General features: G+C 54.6%; 14 protein-coding genes (1 of these 14 cut by a window edge). 9 read left to right on the plus strand and 5 right to left on the minus strand.

Annotated features, from left to right (window positions below):
* Positions 1 to 136 precede the first annotated feature (136 nt).
* The 7 genes from ACZ46I_RS06500 to ACZ46I_RS06530 all read left to right on the plus strand — a co-directional run bounded on the left by ACZ46I_RS06500 (position 137) and on the right by ACZ46I_RS06530 (position 9,995).
* Complete coding sequence (locus ACZ46I_RS06500; RefSeq protein ID WP_013506733.1) at positions 137 to 2,365, plus strand: NADP-dependent isocitrate dehydrogenase; 2,229 nt, start codon at positions 137 to 139, stop codon at positions 2,363 to 2,365.
* Between the two features lie 50 nt (positions 2,366 to 2,415).
* A complete protein-coding gene (gene mdh, locus ACZ46I_RS06505; protein ID WP_013506732.1) occupies positions 2,416 to 3,381 on the plus strand; it encodes a malate dehydrogenase in 966 nt (321 codons plus the stop codon).
* 184 nt (positions 3,382 to 3,565) lie between these two features.
* Positions 3,566 to 4,231 carry a succinate dehydrogenase cytochrome b subunit gene (locus tag ACZ46I_RS06510; RefSeq protein WP_013506731.1) on the plus strand — a complete coding sequence of 222 codons (666 nt, stop codon included), beginning with the start codon at positions 3,566 to 3,568 and terminating at the stop codon, positions 4,229 to 4,231.
* 9 nt (positions 4,232 to 4,240) lie between these two features.
* Complete coding sequence (locus ACZ46I_RS06515) at positions 4,241 to 6,154, plus strand: fumarate reductase/succinate dehydrogenase flavoprotein subunit (RefSeq protein ID WP_013506730.1); 1,914 nt, start codon at positions 4,241 to 4,243, stop codon at positions 6,152 to 6,154.
* Positions 6,154 to 6,894, plus strand: a complete 741-nt coding sequence (locus ACZ46I_RS06520) for a succinate dehydrogenase/fumarate reductase iron-sulfur subunit (protein WP_013506729.1) — start codon at positions 6,154 to 6,156, stop codon at positions 6,892 to 6,894. Before ACZ46I_RS06515 ends, ACZ46I_RS06520 begins: the two co-directional genes overlap by 1 nt.
* A 251-nt stretch (positions 6,895 to 7,145) precedes the next feature.
* A complete protein-coding gene (locus ACZ46I_RS06525; protein WP_013506728.1) occupies positions 7,146 to 8,972 on the plus strand; it encodes a 2-oxoacid:acceptor oxidoreductase subunit alpha in 1,827 nt (608 codons plus the stop codon).
* Positions 8,973 to 8,975: 3 nt separating this feature from the next.
* The gene (locus tag ACZ46I_RS06530) at positions 8,976 to 9,995 is read left to right on the plus strand and encodes a 2-oxoacid:ferredoxin oxidoreductase subunit beta (RefSeq protein ID WP_464281829.1); all 1,020 of its coding nucleotides are present in this window, start codon (positions 8,976 to 8,978) and stop codon (positions 9,993 to 9,995) included.
* Between the two features lie 197 nt (positions 9,996 to 10,192).
* Here ACZ46I_RS06530 and ACZ46I_RS06535 read toward each other — a convergent pair whose 3' ends face one another.
* Genes ACZ46I_RS06535 through ACZ46I_RS06555 form a run of 5 tightly spaced genes read right to left on the minus strand, consistent with a single transcriptional unit; the run spans position 10,193 to position 14,797 of the window.
* Positions 10,193 to 10,798, minus strand: a complete 606-nt coding sequence (locus ACZ46I_RS06535) for a ribonuclease HII (protein ID WP_013506726.1) — start codon at positions 10,796 to 10,798, stop codon at positions 10,193 to 10,195.
* Positions 10,795 to 11,589 (minus strand): TIGR00282 family metallophosphoesterase, encoded by a 795-nt coding sequence (locus ACZ46I_RS06540; protein WP_013506725.1) that lies wholly within the window; start codon positions 11,587 to 11,589, stop codon positions 10,795 to 10,797. The genes ACZ46I_RS06535 and ACZ46I_RS06540 overlap by 4 nt, the downstream gene beginning before the upstream one ends.
* Positions 11,586 to 12,974, minus strand: coding sequence for an amidophosphoribosyltransferase (purF, locus tag ACZ46I_RS06545; RefSeq protein WP_013506724.1), 1,389 nt, complete (start codon positions 12,972 to 12,974; stop codon positions 11,586 to 11,588). Before purF ends, ACZ46I_RS06540 begins: the two co-directional genes overlap by 4 nt.
* A gap of 14 nt (positions 12,975 to 12,988) precedes the next feature.
* On the minus strand, positions 12,989 to 13,975 hold the full coding sequence (locus ACZ46I_RS06550; RefSeq protein ID WP_013506723.1) for a 2-hydroxyacid dehydrogenase: 987 nt from the start codon (positions 13,973 to 13,975) through the stop codon (positions 12,989 to 12,991).
* An 18-nt stretch (positions 13,976 to 13,993) separates the two neighbouring features.
* Positions 13,994 to 14,797 carry a hypothetical protein gene (locus tag ACZ46I_RS06555; protein ID WP_013506722.1) on the minus strand — a complete coding sequence of 268 codons (804 nt, stop codon included), beginning with the start codon at positions 14,795 to 14,797 and terminating at the stop codon, positions 13,994 to 13,996.
* Between the two features lie 99 nt (positions 14,798 to 14,896).
* Here ACZ46I_RS06555 and trpS point away from each other — a divergent pair, with 99 nt between their 5' ends.
* Positions 14,897 to 15,880, plus strand: coding sequence for a tryptophan--tRNA ligase (gene trpS, locus ACZ46I_RS06560; protein WP_013506721.1), 984 nt, complete (start codon positions 14,897 to 14,899; stop codon positions 15,878 to 15,880).
* A protein-coding gene (locus ACZ46I_RS06565; RefSeq protein ID WP_013506720.1) for a segregation and condensation protein A crosses the window boundary here: on the plus strand, positions 15,880 to 16,151 show its 5' end (the start). 436 nt of this gene lie beyond the right edge of the window; only the first 272 of its 708 coding nucleotides appear in the window; it begins with the start codon at positions 15,880 to 15,882; its stop codon lies beyond the right edge, outside the window. The genes trpS and ACZ46I_RS06565 overlap by 1 nt, the downstream gene beginning before the upstream one ends.

The following is a 16,151-nucleotide window of genomic DNA, read 5'->3' on the forward strand; positions in this document are numbered from 1 at the left end:
GTCCATGAAAAACAAACATCTTTTTACTTGACACTTCCGCCTTTAAAACGGTATACACTTTCCCTGAGACGTTTTTTTATTTAGTGGATTGTATACAGTATACTGTATGTGAAGACTTACCTTTTAAGGAGAAAACATGGCAACATCGAAGATTATTTGGACGGAAATTGACGAGGCACCAGCCCTCGCGTCTTACTCGCTGCTTCCCGTTGTGCGTGCGTTTACCAAAGGCACGGGCATTGAAGTTGAGGCCTGGGATATCTCTCTTGCCGGCAGGATTCTCGCCAACTTTCCGGAGTATCTGACAGAAGGCCAGAGAATTCCCGACTACCTGAGCCAAATGGGCGAAGTGGCCAAAACACCTGAAGCCAATATCATAAAACTTCCCAATATCAGCGCCTCTATTCCCCAGCTGCAGGACGCCATCAAGGAACTGCAGTCTCAGGGCTACAAGGTTCCCGACTACCCCGCCAATCCCAAAAACGACGAAGAGAAGAAAATTCAGGAGCAGTATAGCAAGGTTCTGGGCAGTGCCGTGAATCCTGTACTGCGTGAAGGAAACTCCGATCGCCGTGCCGCAGCTTCCGTGAAGAAGTTCGCCCAGATCAACCCCCATAAATTCATGAAGCCCTGGCCTGCAGGTTCCAAAACCCGCGTGGCCCACATGGCTGGCGGCGACTTTTACGCCCATGAAACGGCCACGACTGTTTCCGCTGCCACCAGCGTGAAAATCGAGTTTGTTGGCGCCGATGGCTCCAGCAAAGTGCTCAAGGAAAAAGTCGCCCTGCAGGCTGGCGAAGTGATCGACAGCACCCATATGAACGTGGCTGCCCTGCGCGCGTTTTTTGCCGAGCAGATCCAGGAAGCGAAAAAGGACGGCGTACTGCTCTCCTTGCACCTGAAGGCCACCATGATGAAGATTTCCGATCCCATCATGTTCGGTCACTGTGTTTCCGTGTTCTACAAGGACGCCCTGGAAAAGCACGCTGCCACCATCAAGGAGCTGGGCTTCAACCCCAACTACGGTATCGGTGATCTCTACGAGAAGATGAAGAGTCTGCCCGAGGCCAAGCGCAAGGAAATTGAAGCCGACCTGATGGCTACCTACAAGACCAACTGTGAACTCGCCATGGTTGATTCCAGCAAGGGCATCACCAACCTGCACGTTCCGAACGATATCATTGTCGACGCTTCCATGCCTGTCGTCATCCGTGACGGCGGCAAGATGTGGGGCCCCGATGACGATCTGCACGACTGTATCGCCATGATCCCCGACCGCTGCTACGCTACCATGTATCAGGAAATGGTTGAGGACTGCCAGAAGAATGGCGCTTATGACCCCACTAAAATCGGCAGTGTTTCCAACGTCGGCCTGATGGCTCAGAAGGCCGAAGAGTATGGCTCACATGACAAGACCTTCGAAGCCCCCGGCAACGGAACTATCCGCGTGGTGGACGAGTCCGGCAAGGTTGTGCTTGAGCAGAAGGTTGAAAAGGACGATATCTTCAGAATGTGCCAGGTCAAGGACCTGCCCATCCAGGATTGGGTAAAGCTTGCCGTGACCCGCGCCAAGGCTTCCGGTGCTCCTGCGGTCTTCTGGCTTGATAAGAATCGCGCCCATGATGCGCAGTTGATTCAGAAGGTGGAGAAGTACCTCAAGGATCACGACACCACTGGACTGACCATTGAGATCCTGGCTCCTCGCGATGCCATGCGCTACTCTCTGGAACGTTTCCGTAAGGGCCTTGACACTATCTCTGTCACCGGTAACGTTCTGCGCGACTACCTGACGGATCTCTTCCCGATTATTGAGCTTGGTACCAGCGCCAAGATGCTCTCCATCGTACCCCTGCTCAATGGCGGCGGCCTCTTTGAGACCGGTGCCGGCGGATCTGCTCCCAAGCACGTCCAGCAGTTTGTGAAAGAAGGCTACCTGCGCTGGGATTCTCTGGGTGAGTTCTGCGCCCTGGTACCTTCCCTGGAGCATGTGGCGACGGCCTTCAACAACGCCAAGGCAAAAGTTCTGGCAGACACCCTGGATAAAGCTGTCGGCAAGATTCTCGAAAACGAGAAGTCGCCTGCCCGCAAGGTTGGTCAGATAGATAACCGTGGCAGCCACTTCTACCTGGCGCTCTACTGGGCAGAGGAACTGGCCGCTCAGACCGCCGACAAAGATCTGCAGGCCCGCTTCGCTCCTGTTGCCAAGCAGCTCAAGGACAATGAAGCCAAGATCAACGAAGAGCTGATCGGTGCCCAGGGCAAGCCCATGGATATCGGTGGCTACTTCCACCCCGATGCCCAGAAGACCACCAAAGCTATGCGTCCTAGTGCAACTTTTAACGCTATAGTGGACTCACTTGCGTAAAAGGTGTAAGTAATATCCAGATGAAAATTCTATTCCAAGGAGAGTGGAAAATGGCTCGTAAGAAGATCGCTCTTATCGGTGGCGGCCAGATTGGCGGCGTACTCGCCCAACTGTGCGCCCTGCGTGAGCTCGGCGACGTTGTCATGTTTGACATCGTTGAGGGAATGCCCCAGGGCAAGATGCTTGACCTTGCCGAGGCAAACCGCGTTGATGGCTTCGATGCCGACCTCAAGGGAACCAGTGACTACAAAGACATTGCCGGTTCCGATGTGGTTATCGTTACCGCTGGCCTGCCCCGCAAGCCCGGTATGAGTCGCGACGACCTGCTGTCAACCAACGCCAAGATCATGAAGCAGGTTTCTGAAGGCATCAAGCAGTATGCCCCCAATGCATTTGTCATCGTCATCTCCAACCCTCTGGACGCCATGGTTACCCTGTGCCAGCGCATCACCGGCTTCCCCAAGGAGCGCGTCATGGGTATGGCGGGTGTCCTTGACTCTGCTCGTTTCTCCTGCTTTATCGCGTGGGAGCTGGGTGTTTCCGTCAAAGACGTAAACGCTATGGTTCTGGGTGGACACGGCGACACCATGGTGCCCATCAAGCGCTATGCCAACGTCAACGGTATCCCCGTTTATGAACTGCTGAAGAAAAAGTACAACGGCGACATGCGTAAAGTGGAAGAAGTGATGACTGCCATGGTCGAGCGCACCAAAGGTGCCGGTGGCGAAGTGGTCAAGCTGCTGGGCAATGGCTCCGCGTTCTACTCTCCCGCTTCCTCTGCCATCGCCATGGTCGAGGCGATCCTGGGCGACCAGAAGCGTCTGCTGCCCGTGTGTGCTCTGCTGGAAGGCGAGTACGGCGTGAACGGCTTCTACGTTGGTGTTCCCGTCGTTCTTGGCTCCAAGGGCATTGAGTCCATTGTTCAGATGGACCTGGATGCTGAAGAGCAGAAGCTCTTCGACATCTCCTGCAATGCGGTCAAAGAACTTGTGGAAGCGATGGATAAGCTCCTGTAATGTTTTACGGAATATCCTTGTTTTCCAGTGAGGTATGAACTGGGATATGTATTTCCCGTTTATATTACCAGGGTGCAACATCGCGTTGTGAAATACTGACTTGGTGACTACAGATCGCTTTCAGGAGCGATCTGTAGTCTGCCGTTTGGTATTGCCCAAAAAAAACATGTAGGGAAGAAAAAGTATGCAGTTTATCCAAAGTGCTGTAGGCAGAAAGATCATTATGGCAGTTACCGGCCTGTGTCTGGTGCTGTTCCTCTTCATTCACGCCCTGGGCAACCTGGGCGTGTTCTCAGGCCCTGATGGCATCAACGCGTATGCCGATTTCCTTCACAGTCTTGGTGCAGGCGTATGGCTGTTCCGCATCGCTCTTGGTGCCATTTTTGTCATTCACATTGCCTTTGCCATTCAGCTGACCATGGAAAACATGGCGGCCCGCCCCGATAACTACACGTATAAAAAAGATCTGCGGGCTACCTTCGCCAGCAAGACCATGATCTACACGGGTTTTGTCATTCTGGCTTTTGCCGTTTACCACCTGCTCCACTTCACTATCCGCGTCACCAATCCTGAAATCTACGGATTCGACTCACTGGGACGCTTTGATGTCTTCACCATGGTAGTGAAAGGCTTCAGCAGCGTAGTGGTATCCCTGATCTACCTGATCGCCATGATCGCCCTGGTTCTGCATACGAGCCATGGCATCGGCAGTATGTTCCAGTCTGTGGGTCTGAATAATGACAAGGCGCTGCCTGTGATCCAGAAGGTCGGCAAGGCAGTGGCAATTGTGCTGTTCATCGCGCTTATCAGCACCCCCGTGGCAATTCTTATCGGTATAGTGAGCTTGTAGGAGGCAAATGTGATACTCGACGGAAAATGTCCTTCAGGACACGTGTCCCAGAAGTGGGATAAGCATCGCCAGGACATGAAACTGGTGAACCCCGCCAATAAAAGGAAGTTCAAAGTCCTTATCGTCGGTACTGGCCTTGCCGGTGCCTCAGCCGGAGCTACTCTGGCTGAACTCGGCTACAACGTAGAGGCATTCTGTTATCAGGACAGCGCACGTCGTGCCCACAGTATTGCTGCCCAGGGTGGCATCAACGCTGCCAAAAACTACCAGAACGATGGCGACAGCATCTATCGCCTCTTCTATGACACTGTCAAAGGCGGCGACTTCCGCGCCCGCGAGGCCAACGTCTACCGCCTGGCCCAGGTCAGCGTCAATATCATTGACCAGTGTGTGGCTCAGGGTGTTCCCTTTGCCCGTGAGTACGGCGGATACCTCGATAACCGTTCTTTCGGTGGTGCTCAGGTTTCCCGTACGTTCTATGCCCGTGGCCAGACCGGACAGCAGCTGCTGATCGGTGCCTACCAGGCGTTTTCCCGCCAGGTTGGCCGTGGCGCCATCAAGATGCATCCCCGCACCGAGATGATGGATCTGGTTGTGGTTGATGGTGAGGCCAAAGGTATCACCACCCGCAATATGGTAACCGGCAAGATTGAATCCCACTGGGGCGACGCGGTGCTGCTGTGCACCGGTGGATACGTCAACGTATTCTATCTGTCCACAAACGCCATGGGCTGTAACGTTACCGCCAACTACCGTGCCCACAAAAAGGGTGCTTTCTTTGCCAACCCCTGCTACACGCAGATTCACCCCACCTGTATTCCTGTAACTGGCGATCACCAGTCCAAGCTGACCCTGATGTCCGAGTCCCTGCGTAACGATGGACGCATCTGGGTTCCCAAAGCAACTGGTGACAAACGTCCTGCTCACGAAATCCCCGAGGAAGAGCGCGACTACTACCTGGAGCGCAAGTATCCCAGCTTCGGTAACCTGGCACCCCGTGACATCGCCTCCCGCGCTGCCAAGGAAGCCTGCGATGCTGGCAAGGGTATCGGTGATACAGGCCAGGGGGTTTACCTTGACTACGCCGATTCCATCAAGCGCCTGGGCGAAAGCACTATTCGCGAGCGCTACGGCAACCTCTTCGAAATGTATGAGAAGATCACTGCCGAAAACGCCTACAAACAGCCTATGCGCATCTACCCTGCTCCCCACTACTCCATGGGTGGCCTGTGGGTAGACTACAACCTGCAGAGCAACCTGCCCGGCCTCTTCGTTCTCGGCGAAGCCAACTTCTCCGACCACGGTGCCAACCGTCTGGGCGCCAGCGCCCTCATGCAGGGTCTGGCCGATGGCTATTTCGTTATTCCTTACACCATAGCCAACTACCTGGCTGGTATCACTCCCGGCAAGATCAGAGAAGATCACCCCGAGTTCAAGAAGTCCCAGGAAGAGGTCAGCGAGCGCATGCACCGCTTCCTCAACATCAAGGGCAACAAGACGGCTACCCAGTTCCACAGCGAACTTGGCCGCCTGATGTGGAACAACGTTGGTATGGCACGCAGCGAAGCCAGCCTCAAGGAAGCGCTGGAGAAGATACCCGCGCTGCGTGAGGAGTTCTGGAGCAACCTGAAGGTGACCGGTACCAATGAAGAACTGAACATTGAACTGGAGAAGGCTGGCCGCGTGGCGGACTTCCTGGAGTTCGGTGAACTGATGGCCTATGACGCCCTGAACCGCAACGAGTCCTGTGGTGGTCACTTCCGCGTTGAATACCAGACCGAAGACGGCGAGGCAATGCGTGACGATGAAAACTATTGCTATGTTGCCGCCTGGGAACATAAGGGTGTTGACAAGAAGCCTGAGCTTCACAAGGAGACGTTGAACTTCGAGGAAGTCAAACTGGCAGTAAGGAGCTATAAGTAATGAAACTCACATTATTTGTATGGCGTCAGAAGGACGCGAACTCTCCAGGCAAGCTGGAGCAGTATAAAGCTGATCACGTCAGTCCCGATATGTCTTTCCTGGAAATGCTGGACGTGGTGAATGAAGACCTGGTCAAGCAGGGCATTGATCCCATTGCCTTTGACCACGATTGCCGTGAAGGTATCTGTGGCATGTGCTCACAGGTTATCAATGGTATTCCCCATGGCCCCGAAGAGAAGACCACCGTCTGTCAGCTGCACATGCGCAGCTTTAAAGATGGCGACAGCATCTACATTGAGCCCTGGAGAGCCAAGGCATTCCCCATCATCCGCGACCTGATTGTGGATCGTACCGCTCTGGATAACATCATCGAGTCTGGTGGCTATGTTTCCGCCTCCACTGGCGGTGTGCCTGATGCAAACGCCATCCCCATCTCCAAAATTGATGCCGACAATGCCATGGATGCTGCTGAGTGCATCGGCTGTGGTGCCTGCGTAGCGGCTTGCCCCAACGGCTCCGCCATGCTTTTCACCAGCGCCAAGGTTGCTCACCTGGCATACCTGCCCCAGGGCAAGGTCGAAGCCGCTCAGCGTGTACGCAATATGACGGCCAAGATGAGCGAGCTTGGATTTGGCAACTGCACCAACCACTACGAGTGTGAGGCTGCTTGTCCGAAGGGCGTTAACGTACGCTTTATCGCCAAGCTCAACCGCGAATATCTGAAATCTTACGTTCAGTAAGGGCCCATTTGTTCCATCAAAGCCCCCGGGTTTCCCGGGGGCTTTTTGTGTGCCAGGAGTGGTGAAAAATTTCCCATGCAAGTGTGTAAAGCATTTGCGAAAAAAGGGAATCTTTTTACAGATTTGCCTTGCGAAGCGCAGGTGAGAATGGTATACAATCCGTGAAATGAAAACACTGTTTTAATGCAAGCGGTGTTATTCGTGTTATCGGTGTTTACACACATACATTTATTACTTTCACAGGAGACGTTATGCCACAAGTAAAGGAAAAGAACGTCGAACAGGTAGTCATCAAGTTTACCGGTGACTCCGGGGACGGCATGCAGCTTGTTGGGAACCAGCTCACGGCCCTTTCGGCTCTCAGCGGCAACGATGTTAACTCACTGCCAGACTATCCATCTGAAATTCGCGCCCCTGCGGGGACAGTGGCCGGTATTTCCGGATTTCAGATCTGCCTGGGCAGTAAAAAGATCCACACTGCTGGTGATGCGCCCGATGTTCTTGTTGCCATGAACCCTGCCGCGGTAAAGCACAGCTATGGCTTTGTTGTTCGTGGCGGAATGATCATCACCGACTCCGACACCTTTACCGAAAAGGCGTTGGAGAAGGCTGGATTCAAGACTGACCCTCGCAACGACGGAACCCTGGCCGGTTATGATGTGAAGGCCATCCCCTTCACCACCCTGACCCGCGAAGCCCTGAAAGATCTGGACATGTCCCCGAAGGACAAGGATCGCTGCAAGAACTTCTTTGTTCTCGGCGTTCTGTGCTGGCTCTTCAACAAGGATCCCCAGGAAGTACTTTCCTTTATCACCACCAAGTTCAAAAAGCTGCCCATGGTTGAGCAGGCCAATACCCTGGCGTTCAAGGGCGGCATGAACTATGGCGAAACCATGGTCATGTTCCAGGAACGCTACAACCTGCAGCCTGCCAGCATTCAGCCTGGCCTGTACCGCAATATTTCCGGTAACGAAGCCTCTGCGCTGGCCATCGCCGCAGCCGCCAAGAAATCTGGCCTGCAGGTGGTTCTGGGCTCATACCCCATCACTCCCGCAACCGATATCTTCAGCGAAGCTTCCAAGTACAAGAACCACAATGTCGTCACCATCCAGATGGAAGACGAAATCGGCGGCATCTGCGCTGCTATCGGTGGTTCGCTGGCAGGCAAGCTGGGCGTGACCAACACCTCTGGCCCCGGTCTGGCCCTCAAGTCAGAAGCCCTTGGCCTGGCGGTTATCATGGAAATTCCTCTGGTAATCATTGACGTTCAGCGCGGTGGCCCTTCCACTGGTCTGCCCACCAAAACCGAGCAGTCCGACCTGCTGCAGGCCATGTATGGCCGCAACGGCGACAGCCCCATTCCCGTGCTTGCTGCTTCCACTCCCGATGACTGCTTCGCAGCCACCTATGAAGCCTGTGCGGTAGCGCTGAAATACATGACACCAGTTCTGCTGCTGACTGATGGCTATATCGGACAGGGGACCTGCCCCTGGAAGGTACCCAAGGAAAGCGAACTGCCTGACATTCCTGTCAAATTCTTTACGGAAGGCGAGTACAAGCCGTACCGTCGCGACCCCAAAACTCTGGCTCGCGACTGGGCGATCCCCGGCACAAAAGACCTGCAGCACCGTATCGGCTCCCTGGAAAAAGACGCCCTCACTGGCGCGGTCAGCCACGTACCTGCCAACCACCAGATCATGACCGACACCCGTATGGCGAAAGTCGCTGGTATTGAGGTTCCTGACTGTGAGATCAATGGCGCTGACTCCGGTGAAGTTCTCGTTATCAGCTGGGGCGGAACCTACGGCGCGGTAAAAGGCGCGGTTGACCGTCTGATCTCTGAAGGCAAGTCGGTATCCAGTATCAACCTGCGCTGGATCAACCCCATGCCGAAAAACCTGGGCTCCGTGATCTCTCGCTTCAAGAAAGTGCTCATTCCTGAACTCAACACTGGTCAGCTGAGCGTACTGATTCGCAGCCGGTACCTGGTGGATACCGTTTCCCTGGGCAAAGTCAAGGGCGACCCCTTCCGCGAGTACGAAGTTATCGATAAAGTAAAAGAACTGCTGGGTGAGTGATTTATGACAACAAATGAAGCCAAAATGGATAAGAATTATTTTGCCTCCGCTGCTGAAGTAAAGTGGTGCCCAGGTTGCGGTGACTACGGTATCATGGCTTCCGTGCGTGGTGCCATGGCCAACCGCGGCAAGCCCCGTGATGAAGTTGCTATCGTTTCCGGTATTGGCTGCTCCAGCCGTTTCCCTTACTATATGGAAACCTATGGTTTTCATACCATCCACGGACGCGCAGCGGCCATTGCTACTGGTCTGAAGACCGGCAGCCCCGACCTTGACGTGTGGGTTATTTCCGGTGACGGAGACTCCACTGCTATCGGTGGCAACCACTTCATTCATGCTGTCCGCCGCAACGTAAACCTGAACTATGTCCTCATTAACAACAAAATCTATGGCCTGACCAAGGGTCAGTACTCTCCCACATCCGAACTGGGACAGATCACCAAGACAACTCCATATGGTGTTGTTGACTATCCTATGGTGCCCCTGAAAGTTGCCATGGGCCTTGGCGCTACCTTCATTGCCCGCAGTGTTGACAAGGACATCAAGCTGGGCGAAGAAGTGCTGACACGTGGTGCCAATCACCCTGGATTCTCACTGGTGGAAATGTTCAGTAACTGCGTTATCTTCAACGATGGTTGCCACGAGCAGGTCTCTGGTAAGGAAAAAGAGGATTACACTGTAGTCTGCCGTCATGGCGAAAAGCTGATTTTTGGTAAAGAAAAGGATATGTGTATTGTACGCGATGGCTCCTATGTTCGCGCTGCCAAAGTAGCCGACGTGAAGGAAAGCGAGATCATCGTGCATGATGAGCGTAACGAGCTGCTGGCGTACCAGCTGGCCGGAATGACTCTGGCTGATGGCTTGCCTGTGGCCTATGGCGTACTCTACTGCAACCCTGACAAGAAGAGCTACGAGACCATGGTTCATGAGCAAATGGAAGATGTGAAGAAGAAAAAGCCCGAGACCCTTGACGAGCTGCTCAGCTCCGGTAATACCTGGACGGTATCGGCGACTATCTGCTGACGAGCTGCTCAGCTCCGGTAATACCTGGACGGTATCGGCGACTATCTGCACATCGACTGGCTGCAAGAACGACTGATCCGTTTTTTCACACAGAAAAAGCCCCTGTCCGTTCTGAACGGACAGGGGCTTTTTTGTTTTCTGCTGTGTTGCTGGCTGCTCTGTCTGTTGGGACGAGTCAGACGGATTGCCGCAGGTGTTCAGGCCTCTTGCAGGCGCGTGCAGAATGAACGGCGATGCTGGGGGCACAGGCCATGTTCCCGGATGGCCTGACGGTGCTGCGCGGTTCCGTACCCTTTATGGCGCGCAAACCCGTATTGAGGATAGCGTTGATCCAGCGCTTCCATGAGTTCATCGCGATGGACCTTGGCTACGATTGAGGCGGCAGCGATACTGAGGGAGAGGTTGTCGCCCTTAATGACTTTTTCCCCGCGTACGGCAGGGAAAAAGGAGTTGTCCATGCCGTCAACCAGCAGTAGTTCGGGTGTCATAGGGAGCTGGGAGAGGGCTTGCCACATGGCAAGGCGCGTGGCGTGCAGGATGTTGATGGTATCTATGACTTCGCAATCTACCGTTGCAACACTCCAGGCAAGGCAGCTGTGCCTGATAAGATCGGAGAGGGTTCGGCGCTGTAAAGCACTGAGTTTTTTAGAGTCGCGGATGCGACTGTCAGAAAAATCAGCGGGGAGAATGACCGCTGCGGCACAGACAGGCCCGGCCAGTGGGCCGCGCCCCACTTCATCCACGCCGGCAATATGCTGCGTATGGCAATTACGCCACTGCTGGTCAAATTCATGCAGATTCATGGCTGATGTCGCTGCTCAATGGAGGCAATGCGCTCAATGTGAATGGCTTTTCCTTGCTCGTCAGTTTCTATGAACACGCCCATCAGAGCGGTGTCGCTTGTCTGCACTTCCAGTTTGGTGGGCATGCCCTGCAGAAATCTGGGCATGATGGAAGCTTCGCTCATGCCGATGATGCTGTGAAATGATCCGCACATTCCGGCATCGGTGAGGTAGGCGGTTCCTTTGAATATTCGTTCGTCGGCGGTCTGGATATGGGTATGGGTTCCCACGATGGCGCTGACGCGCCCTGCCAGGTAGTGCAGCATTGCCAGCTTTTCAGACGTGGCTTCAGCGTGGAAATCCACAAAAATCGTTTTGATTTCCGAGGGCAGTGATTCAAGCAGTGCGTCCGCTGTCCGGAAGGGGCAGTCATAGGAACCGCCCATGAATGTTCGACCGATCAGATTCAGGACGGCAATGGTCTGGGTGCTCTGCTCGGAAGTGAATATACCGCACCCACTGCCGGGAACACCGGGAGGGTAGTTGGCCGGACGCAGGATATCGTGAAAATCCTGGAACATGCCCATCACCTCTTTTTTGTCCCAGATATGGTTTCCACTGGTGATGATGTCAATATGGTGGAACTTCATCTCGCTGTAGACACTGCGCGTCAGCCCGAAGCCGCCAGCGCTGTTTTCACCATTGGCAATAGTGAAATCAGGCTGAAAGTGCTGCTGCAGGCCAGGCAGGTAGCGACTGACGGCCTTGCGACCACCCTTGCCGATGATGTCGCCCAGGAAGAGGATCTTCATGTGGTTCCAGCTTCCGGTGAATCGAAGGGAATGGGGTAGTTTCCGTCGAAGCAGGCACTGCAGAAAGTGTTTCGGTCACCGCCTGCCGCCGTGAACATGCCTTCATGGGAGAGGTAGCTCAGCGAGTCGGCAGTGATATAGGTGCAGATCTGTTCCAGGTCGTGGTTACTGGCGATCAGTTCAGAACGGGTGGGGGTGTCCACGCCATAGAAGCAGGGGCAGATGGTCGGTGGAGCGGCAATGCGCATGTGAACTTCTTTGGCGCCGGCATCCCTGATCATTTTGACGATTTTGCGGGAAGTGGTTCCGCGGACTATGGAGTCATCGATGACCACCACTCGCTTTCCTTCCAGCAGGCTCTTCACTGGGTTGAGCTTGATCTTGACGCCGAAGTGGCGAATCGACTGCTTGGGCTCAATGAAGGTTCGGCCCACATAATGGTTGCGAATAAGCCCCATTTCAAAGGGAATGCCGGATTCCTGGGAGAATCCCAGGGTGGGGACAATGCCGCTGTCGGGAACGGGAATGACCACATCGGCATCGACAGGGGCTTCGCGTGCCAGCGTACGACCGAATTCCTTGCGCACATTGTGCACGTAGTTGCCGAACTGGAAGCTGTCGGGGCGGGCAAAGTAAACAAACTCAAAGATACAGAAGGCGCTGCGCTCGGTAACTGGCAGCAGCGGTATGGATTGAAAACCCTTGCCATCAATGACAATCAGCTCACCGGGATTGACTTCACGGATGAAGGTTGCCCCCATGAGATCAAGGGCGCAGGACTCTGAGACCAGTACCAGGCCTTCTTCCAGTTCGCCGAGGATAAGCGGGCGGATGCCCAGGGGGTCGCGAATGCCGTACAGACGCTCGCCATCGGTCATCACGATGCTGTAGGCGCCCCGCACGGTCATAAAGACGCTGCGCAGGGTTTCAATGAAATCCTCATGGCGGGAGCGGGCAATCAGGTGCAACAGGACTTCGGAGTCGTTGGTGGTGCGGAAGATAGCTCCCATGGCTTCCAGTTCGCGGCGCAGCAGGTGGCTGTTGACCAGGTTTCCGTTGTGGGCAAGGCTCAGGCGGCCGCGGTGGTATTCGATATCAAAGGGCTGGGCATTTTCCAGTATGGCCTTGCCGCTGGTGGAGTAACGGTTGTGTCCGATGGCAATGGTGCCCTTGAGCTGATTGAGTTTTTCCTGATCGAAGACTTCGGAAACCAGTCCCCGTCCCTTGTGGGAGGAGAAGCTCCCCCCAGGGAAGCATGCGGTTATGCCTGCGGATTCCTGACCGCGGTGCTGAAAGGCATAGAGGGAGAGGTAAGCATGGTTGGCCGCTTCAGGATTGCCGTAGACCCCGGCAATACCGCATTCATCGTGAAAACAATCGAGCATGTGCTGTCCTTTGTCTATGGTCGGTAATTGAGGCAGTTGGTTGGGATGGTACCCTTACTGAAGACGCTTTCTATGGCGTCAATGCACAGCATGGCCATGTCCATGCGGGTTTTGCGGGTAGCGCTGCCCAGGTGCGGCAACAGCACCACATTGTCCATATCCATGAGCAGCGGTTCGATCAGAGGTTCATGTTCATAGACATCCAGGCCCGCAGCGAAGATGTAACCTTTTTGCAAAGCGAGGGCAAGGTCTTTTTCCCTGATGATTTCCCCCCGCCCGACATTGACCAGGATTGCGGATGATTTCATGGCCTGGAACTCATTGAGGGTGAAGCGGTGACGGGTTTGGGGTGTTGCGGGAGCGCAGATGACGATAATATCGCTTTCCCTGAGCAGGTGCTCGAAGTCCACGGCCGTATAGGGGCCGTCATTGCGCGGGTTGCGGTTATGGTAGATGACGCGCATGCCAAAGGCGGCGGCGCGTCTGGCAACGGCGCTGCCAATGCGGCCCATGCCGAAAATACCGATGGTGGAGCCGCAGAGCTCCTGTCCCAGCAGCATGGTGGGTTGCCAGCCTGTTTTGGTAAAGCCGCCACTGCGAACCAGAATCTCCCCTTCCCGTACCCGGCGCGCTGCTGCCATGAGCAGGGCAAAAGCGGTATCAGCGGTTGCCTCGGTCAGGACGCCCGGAGTGTTGGTGACCATGACACCAAAGCGGCTGGCTGCTTCAATGTCGATGTTATTGGTTCCAACGGCATAATTGCACAGGAGCTTCAGGGGTGTCTGTTCATGGCGCCCCAGTGCGCTGAGCACTTTTTCATCGAATGAGTCGGACAGCATGGAAATGATCGCTTCGCAACCGCGTGCCTTCTCTATCAAGTCGTCCGCATCGCGATAACCGCTCAGGTCACGTACGTTAAATTTCTGCTGCAGAACAGCCATGGCTTCATCAAGCAGGGGGGAGGTGATGCCGAGGGTAAAGGGAAGTTGGGACTGGATCATGCAAGACTCCTGAAAAAGTTAATCGTGAAAAAAAGGGAGGCGCTGCAGAAGCGACCGGAAAAAATGGGGGAAGGTGAGCTTGAGGAAATACAGGCCGATGATGCTGATGATAGCCCAGGCAACCCACTGACTATAGCCGCGTTCCGCGATCAGGATGAGCTCACCGTCGCTCTGCTCAATGCGATAGGCGGGGCGTCCAAGGGTGCGAACCTCCATGCCCGGAACAAGTGGCACGGTGACGCGGCTTTTGGAGGGAAGCGCCAGGGTGACGGTTGTTCCGCCCGGTGCGACCGAGTTCAGGATCAGAATACCACGATCTATGCTCCCGTCAAAAGGCCTGGCAATATGAAAAGTTGATGGCAGGGGCAGACGCAGCTCCGGGCGCAGAAGCAGCGGGTGGCTGGGATTGGGGTTGCTGATGACATAGGATGCCAGTAGCATGTTCTCCCACTGACTGATGGTGAGGGTAATCGCTGGAGTGTGCGGCGCGATGATGGGTGGGGCGAGCTTCATGCGGTAGGAGATAACCTCGTCAGGCGGAAGCTGAAGCGGTGAGGAGAAGATACGGGTCTGCATATAGGTGATGACAACAATATGTGGTGAATCGGGGGCGAGATTTTCCACAAGTGCATAGGTGGCTCGCTGTTCATAGGCAAGTGTGGCTTCCGCGCTTTCTTCAGCGCTGTGGCTGAAAACCTGGATCAGGGGCAACTCCTGGAACGAGTCGGTATCCATGGCAATCTGGATCTCCAGACTGCCGCCCATGGCCGTCGAAGTACTGATCAGGCAGAGCAGGATGCTCGCAAAGAGAAAAAAACGCATTATCTTTCCTCTGGGTTCTCCCCGGGTATTCTGTGACTGGATTTTCCTATGCGCAGGCATTATACTCATTTCCCACGGAAAAACAAAAATGAGGAAACCATGAAAAAATCCATTCTCAGCGGTATGAGACCCACCGGGAAACTTCATCTGGGAAACTATTTCGGTGCCCTGCAGAATTGGGTGCTGTTGCAGAACGAGGGCTATGACTGCCACTTTTTTGTCGCCGACTGGCACGCGATTACCACGAAACACGATGAGACCGGGGGTATTCGCGAAAACAGTATCGCTATGGTGAAAGACTGGCTTGCCGCAGGTCTTGATCCCGATAAATCCACCATATTTGTTCAGTCACTGGTGAAGCAGCACGCGGAGCTTTTTACCATACTGGCCATGATTACGCCTGTGGGCTGGCTGGAGCGGTGCCCCACCTATAAAGAGCAAAAAGAGCAGCTGGGCGAAAGCAAGACCGCCAACTATGGCTTTCTCGGATATCCCGTGCTGCAGGCTGCAGATATTCTCATGTACGACCCCGACTTTGTTCCCGTTGGCGAGGATCAGCTGCCCCATCTGGAGATAACCCGGGAAATTGCCCGTCGCTTTAACTTTCTCTATGGCGAGACGTTCAAGGAGCCCCAGGCCAAGCTGACTGAGGTGCCCAAGCTGCCAGGTACTGATGGTCGTAAAATGAGCAAGTCATACGGGAACGTGATAGATCTGTGTGAAGGCAGTGATGAACTGTGGCAGAAAACCCGCATGATGGTGACAGATCCCGCCAGGGTGCGCAAAACCGATCCTGGAGACCCCAAGCTCTGCTCGGTGTTTGATTTCCATAAACTCTTCAGCCCGCAGGAACAGCGCGATGAGGTTTGCGCTGGCTGCACTGGTGCCACCATTGGCTGCATGGACTGCAAGAAGATGCTTTTCGCGAATCTGGACTCCTTTATTGCTCCCATGCGTGAAAGGCGCGCGGCCATCAGTGATCAGGCAGCACTGGACATTATGCACCAGGGGTCGCTTCGCGCTGCTGCTGTGGCTGAAGCGCACATGAAGCGCGTACGTTCCCATATGAGTCTGGAGATCTGATGTACAGTATCAGTGTACAGGACTTCGAAGGTCCCATGGACCTGCTGTTGCACCTTATCTATAAAAACGAGATGGATATCACCACTATCAGCATCAGTGCCATCGCCGATGAATACCTGGAGTATATTGAAACCATGCAGGATCTCGCACTGGACGTCTGCGGCGACTTCTTTGTGATGGCATCGACCCTGGCGCTGATCAAGAGCCGTGCCCTGCTTGCTGAAAGCGAAGGTGCAGGTGAAGAGGTTGCCAAAGAGCTTGTGCAGAAGCT

The sequence above is a fragment of the Desulfurispirillum alkaliphilum genome (assembly GCF_055378285.1).

Bases quoted from the DNA above. Each gene is read 5' to 3' on its own strand.
- ACZ46I_RS06500 (WP_013506733.1), top strand. From the start codon at position 137: ATGGCAACATCGAAGATTATTTGGACGGAAATTGACGAGGCACCAGCC.
- mdh (WP_013506732.1), top strand. From the start codon at position 2,416: ATGGCTCGTAAGAAGATCGCTCTTATCGGTGGCGGCCAGATTGGCGGC.
- ACZ46I_RS06510 (WP_013506731.1), top strand. From the start codon at position 3,566: ATGCAGTTTATCCAAAGTGCTGTAGGCAGAAAGATCATTATGGCAGTT.
- ACZ46I_RS06520 (WP_013506729.1), top strand. From the start codon at position 6,154: ATGAAACTCACATTATTTGTATGGCGTCAGAAGGACGCGAACTCTCCA.
- ACZ46I_RS06525 (WP_013506728.1), top strand. From the start codon at position 7,146: ATGCCACAAGTAAAGGAAAAGAACGTCGAACAGGTAGTCATCAAGTTT.
- ACZ46I_RS06530 (WP_464281829.1), top strand. From the start codon at position 8,976: ATGACAACAAATGAAGCCAAAATGGATAAGAATTATTTTGCCTCCGCT.
- ACZ46I_RS06535 (WP_013506726.1), bottom strand. From the start codon at position 10,798: ATGAATCTGCATGAATTTGACCAGCAGTGGCGTAATTGCCATACGCAG.
- ACZ46I_RS06540 (WP_013506725.1), bottom strand. From the start codon at position 11,589: ATGAAGATCCTCTTCCTGGGCGACATCATCGGCAAGGGTGGTCGCAAG.
- purF (WP_013506724.1), bottom strand. From the start codon at position 12,974: ATGCTCGATTGTTTTCACGATGAATGCGGTATTGCCGGGGTCTACGGC.
- ACZ46I_RS06550 (WP_013506723.1), bottom strand. From the start codon at position 13,975: ATGATCCAGTCCCAACTTCCCTTTACCCTCGGCATCACCTCCCCCCTG.
- ACZ46I_RS06555 (WP_013506722.1), bottom strand. From the start codon at position 14,797: ATGCGTTTTTTTCTCTTTGCGAGCATCCTGCTCTGCCTGATCAGTACT.
- trpS (WP_013506721.1), top strand. From the start codon at position 14,897: ATGAAAAAATCCATTCTCAGCGGTATGAGACCCACCGGGAAACTTCAT.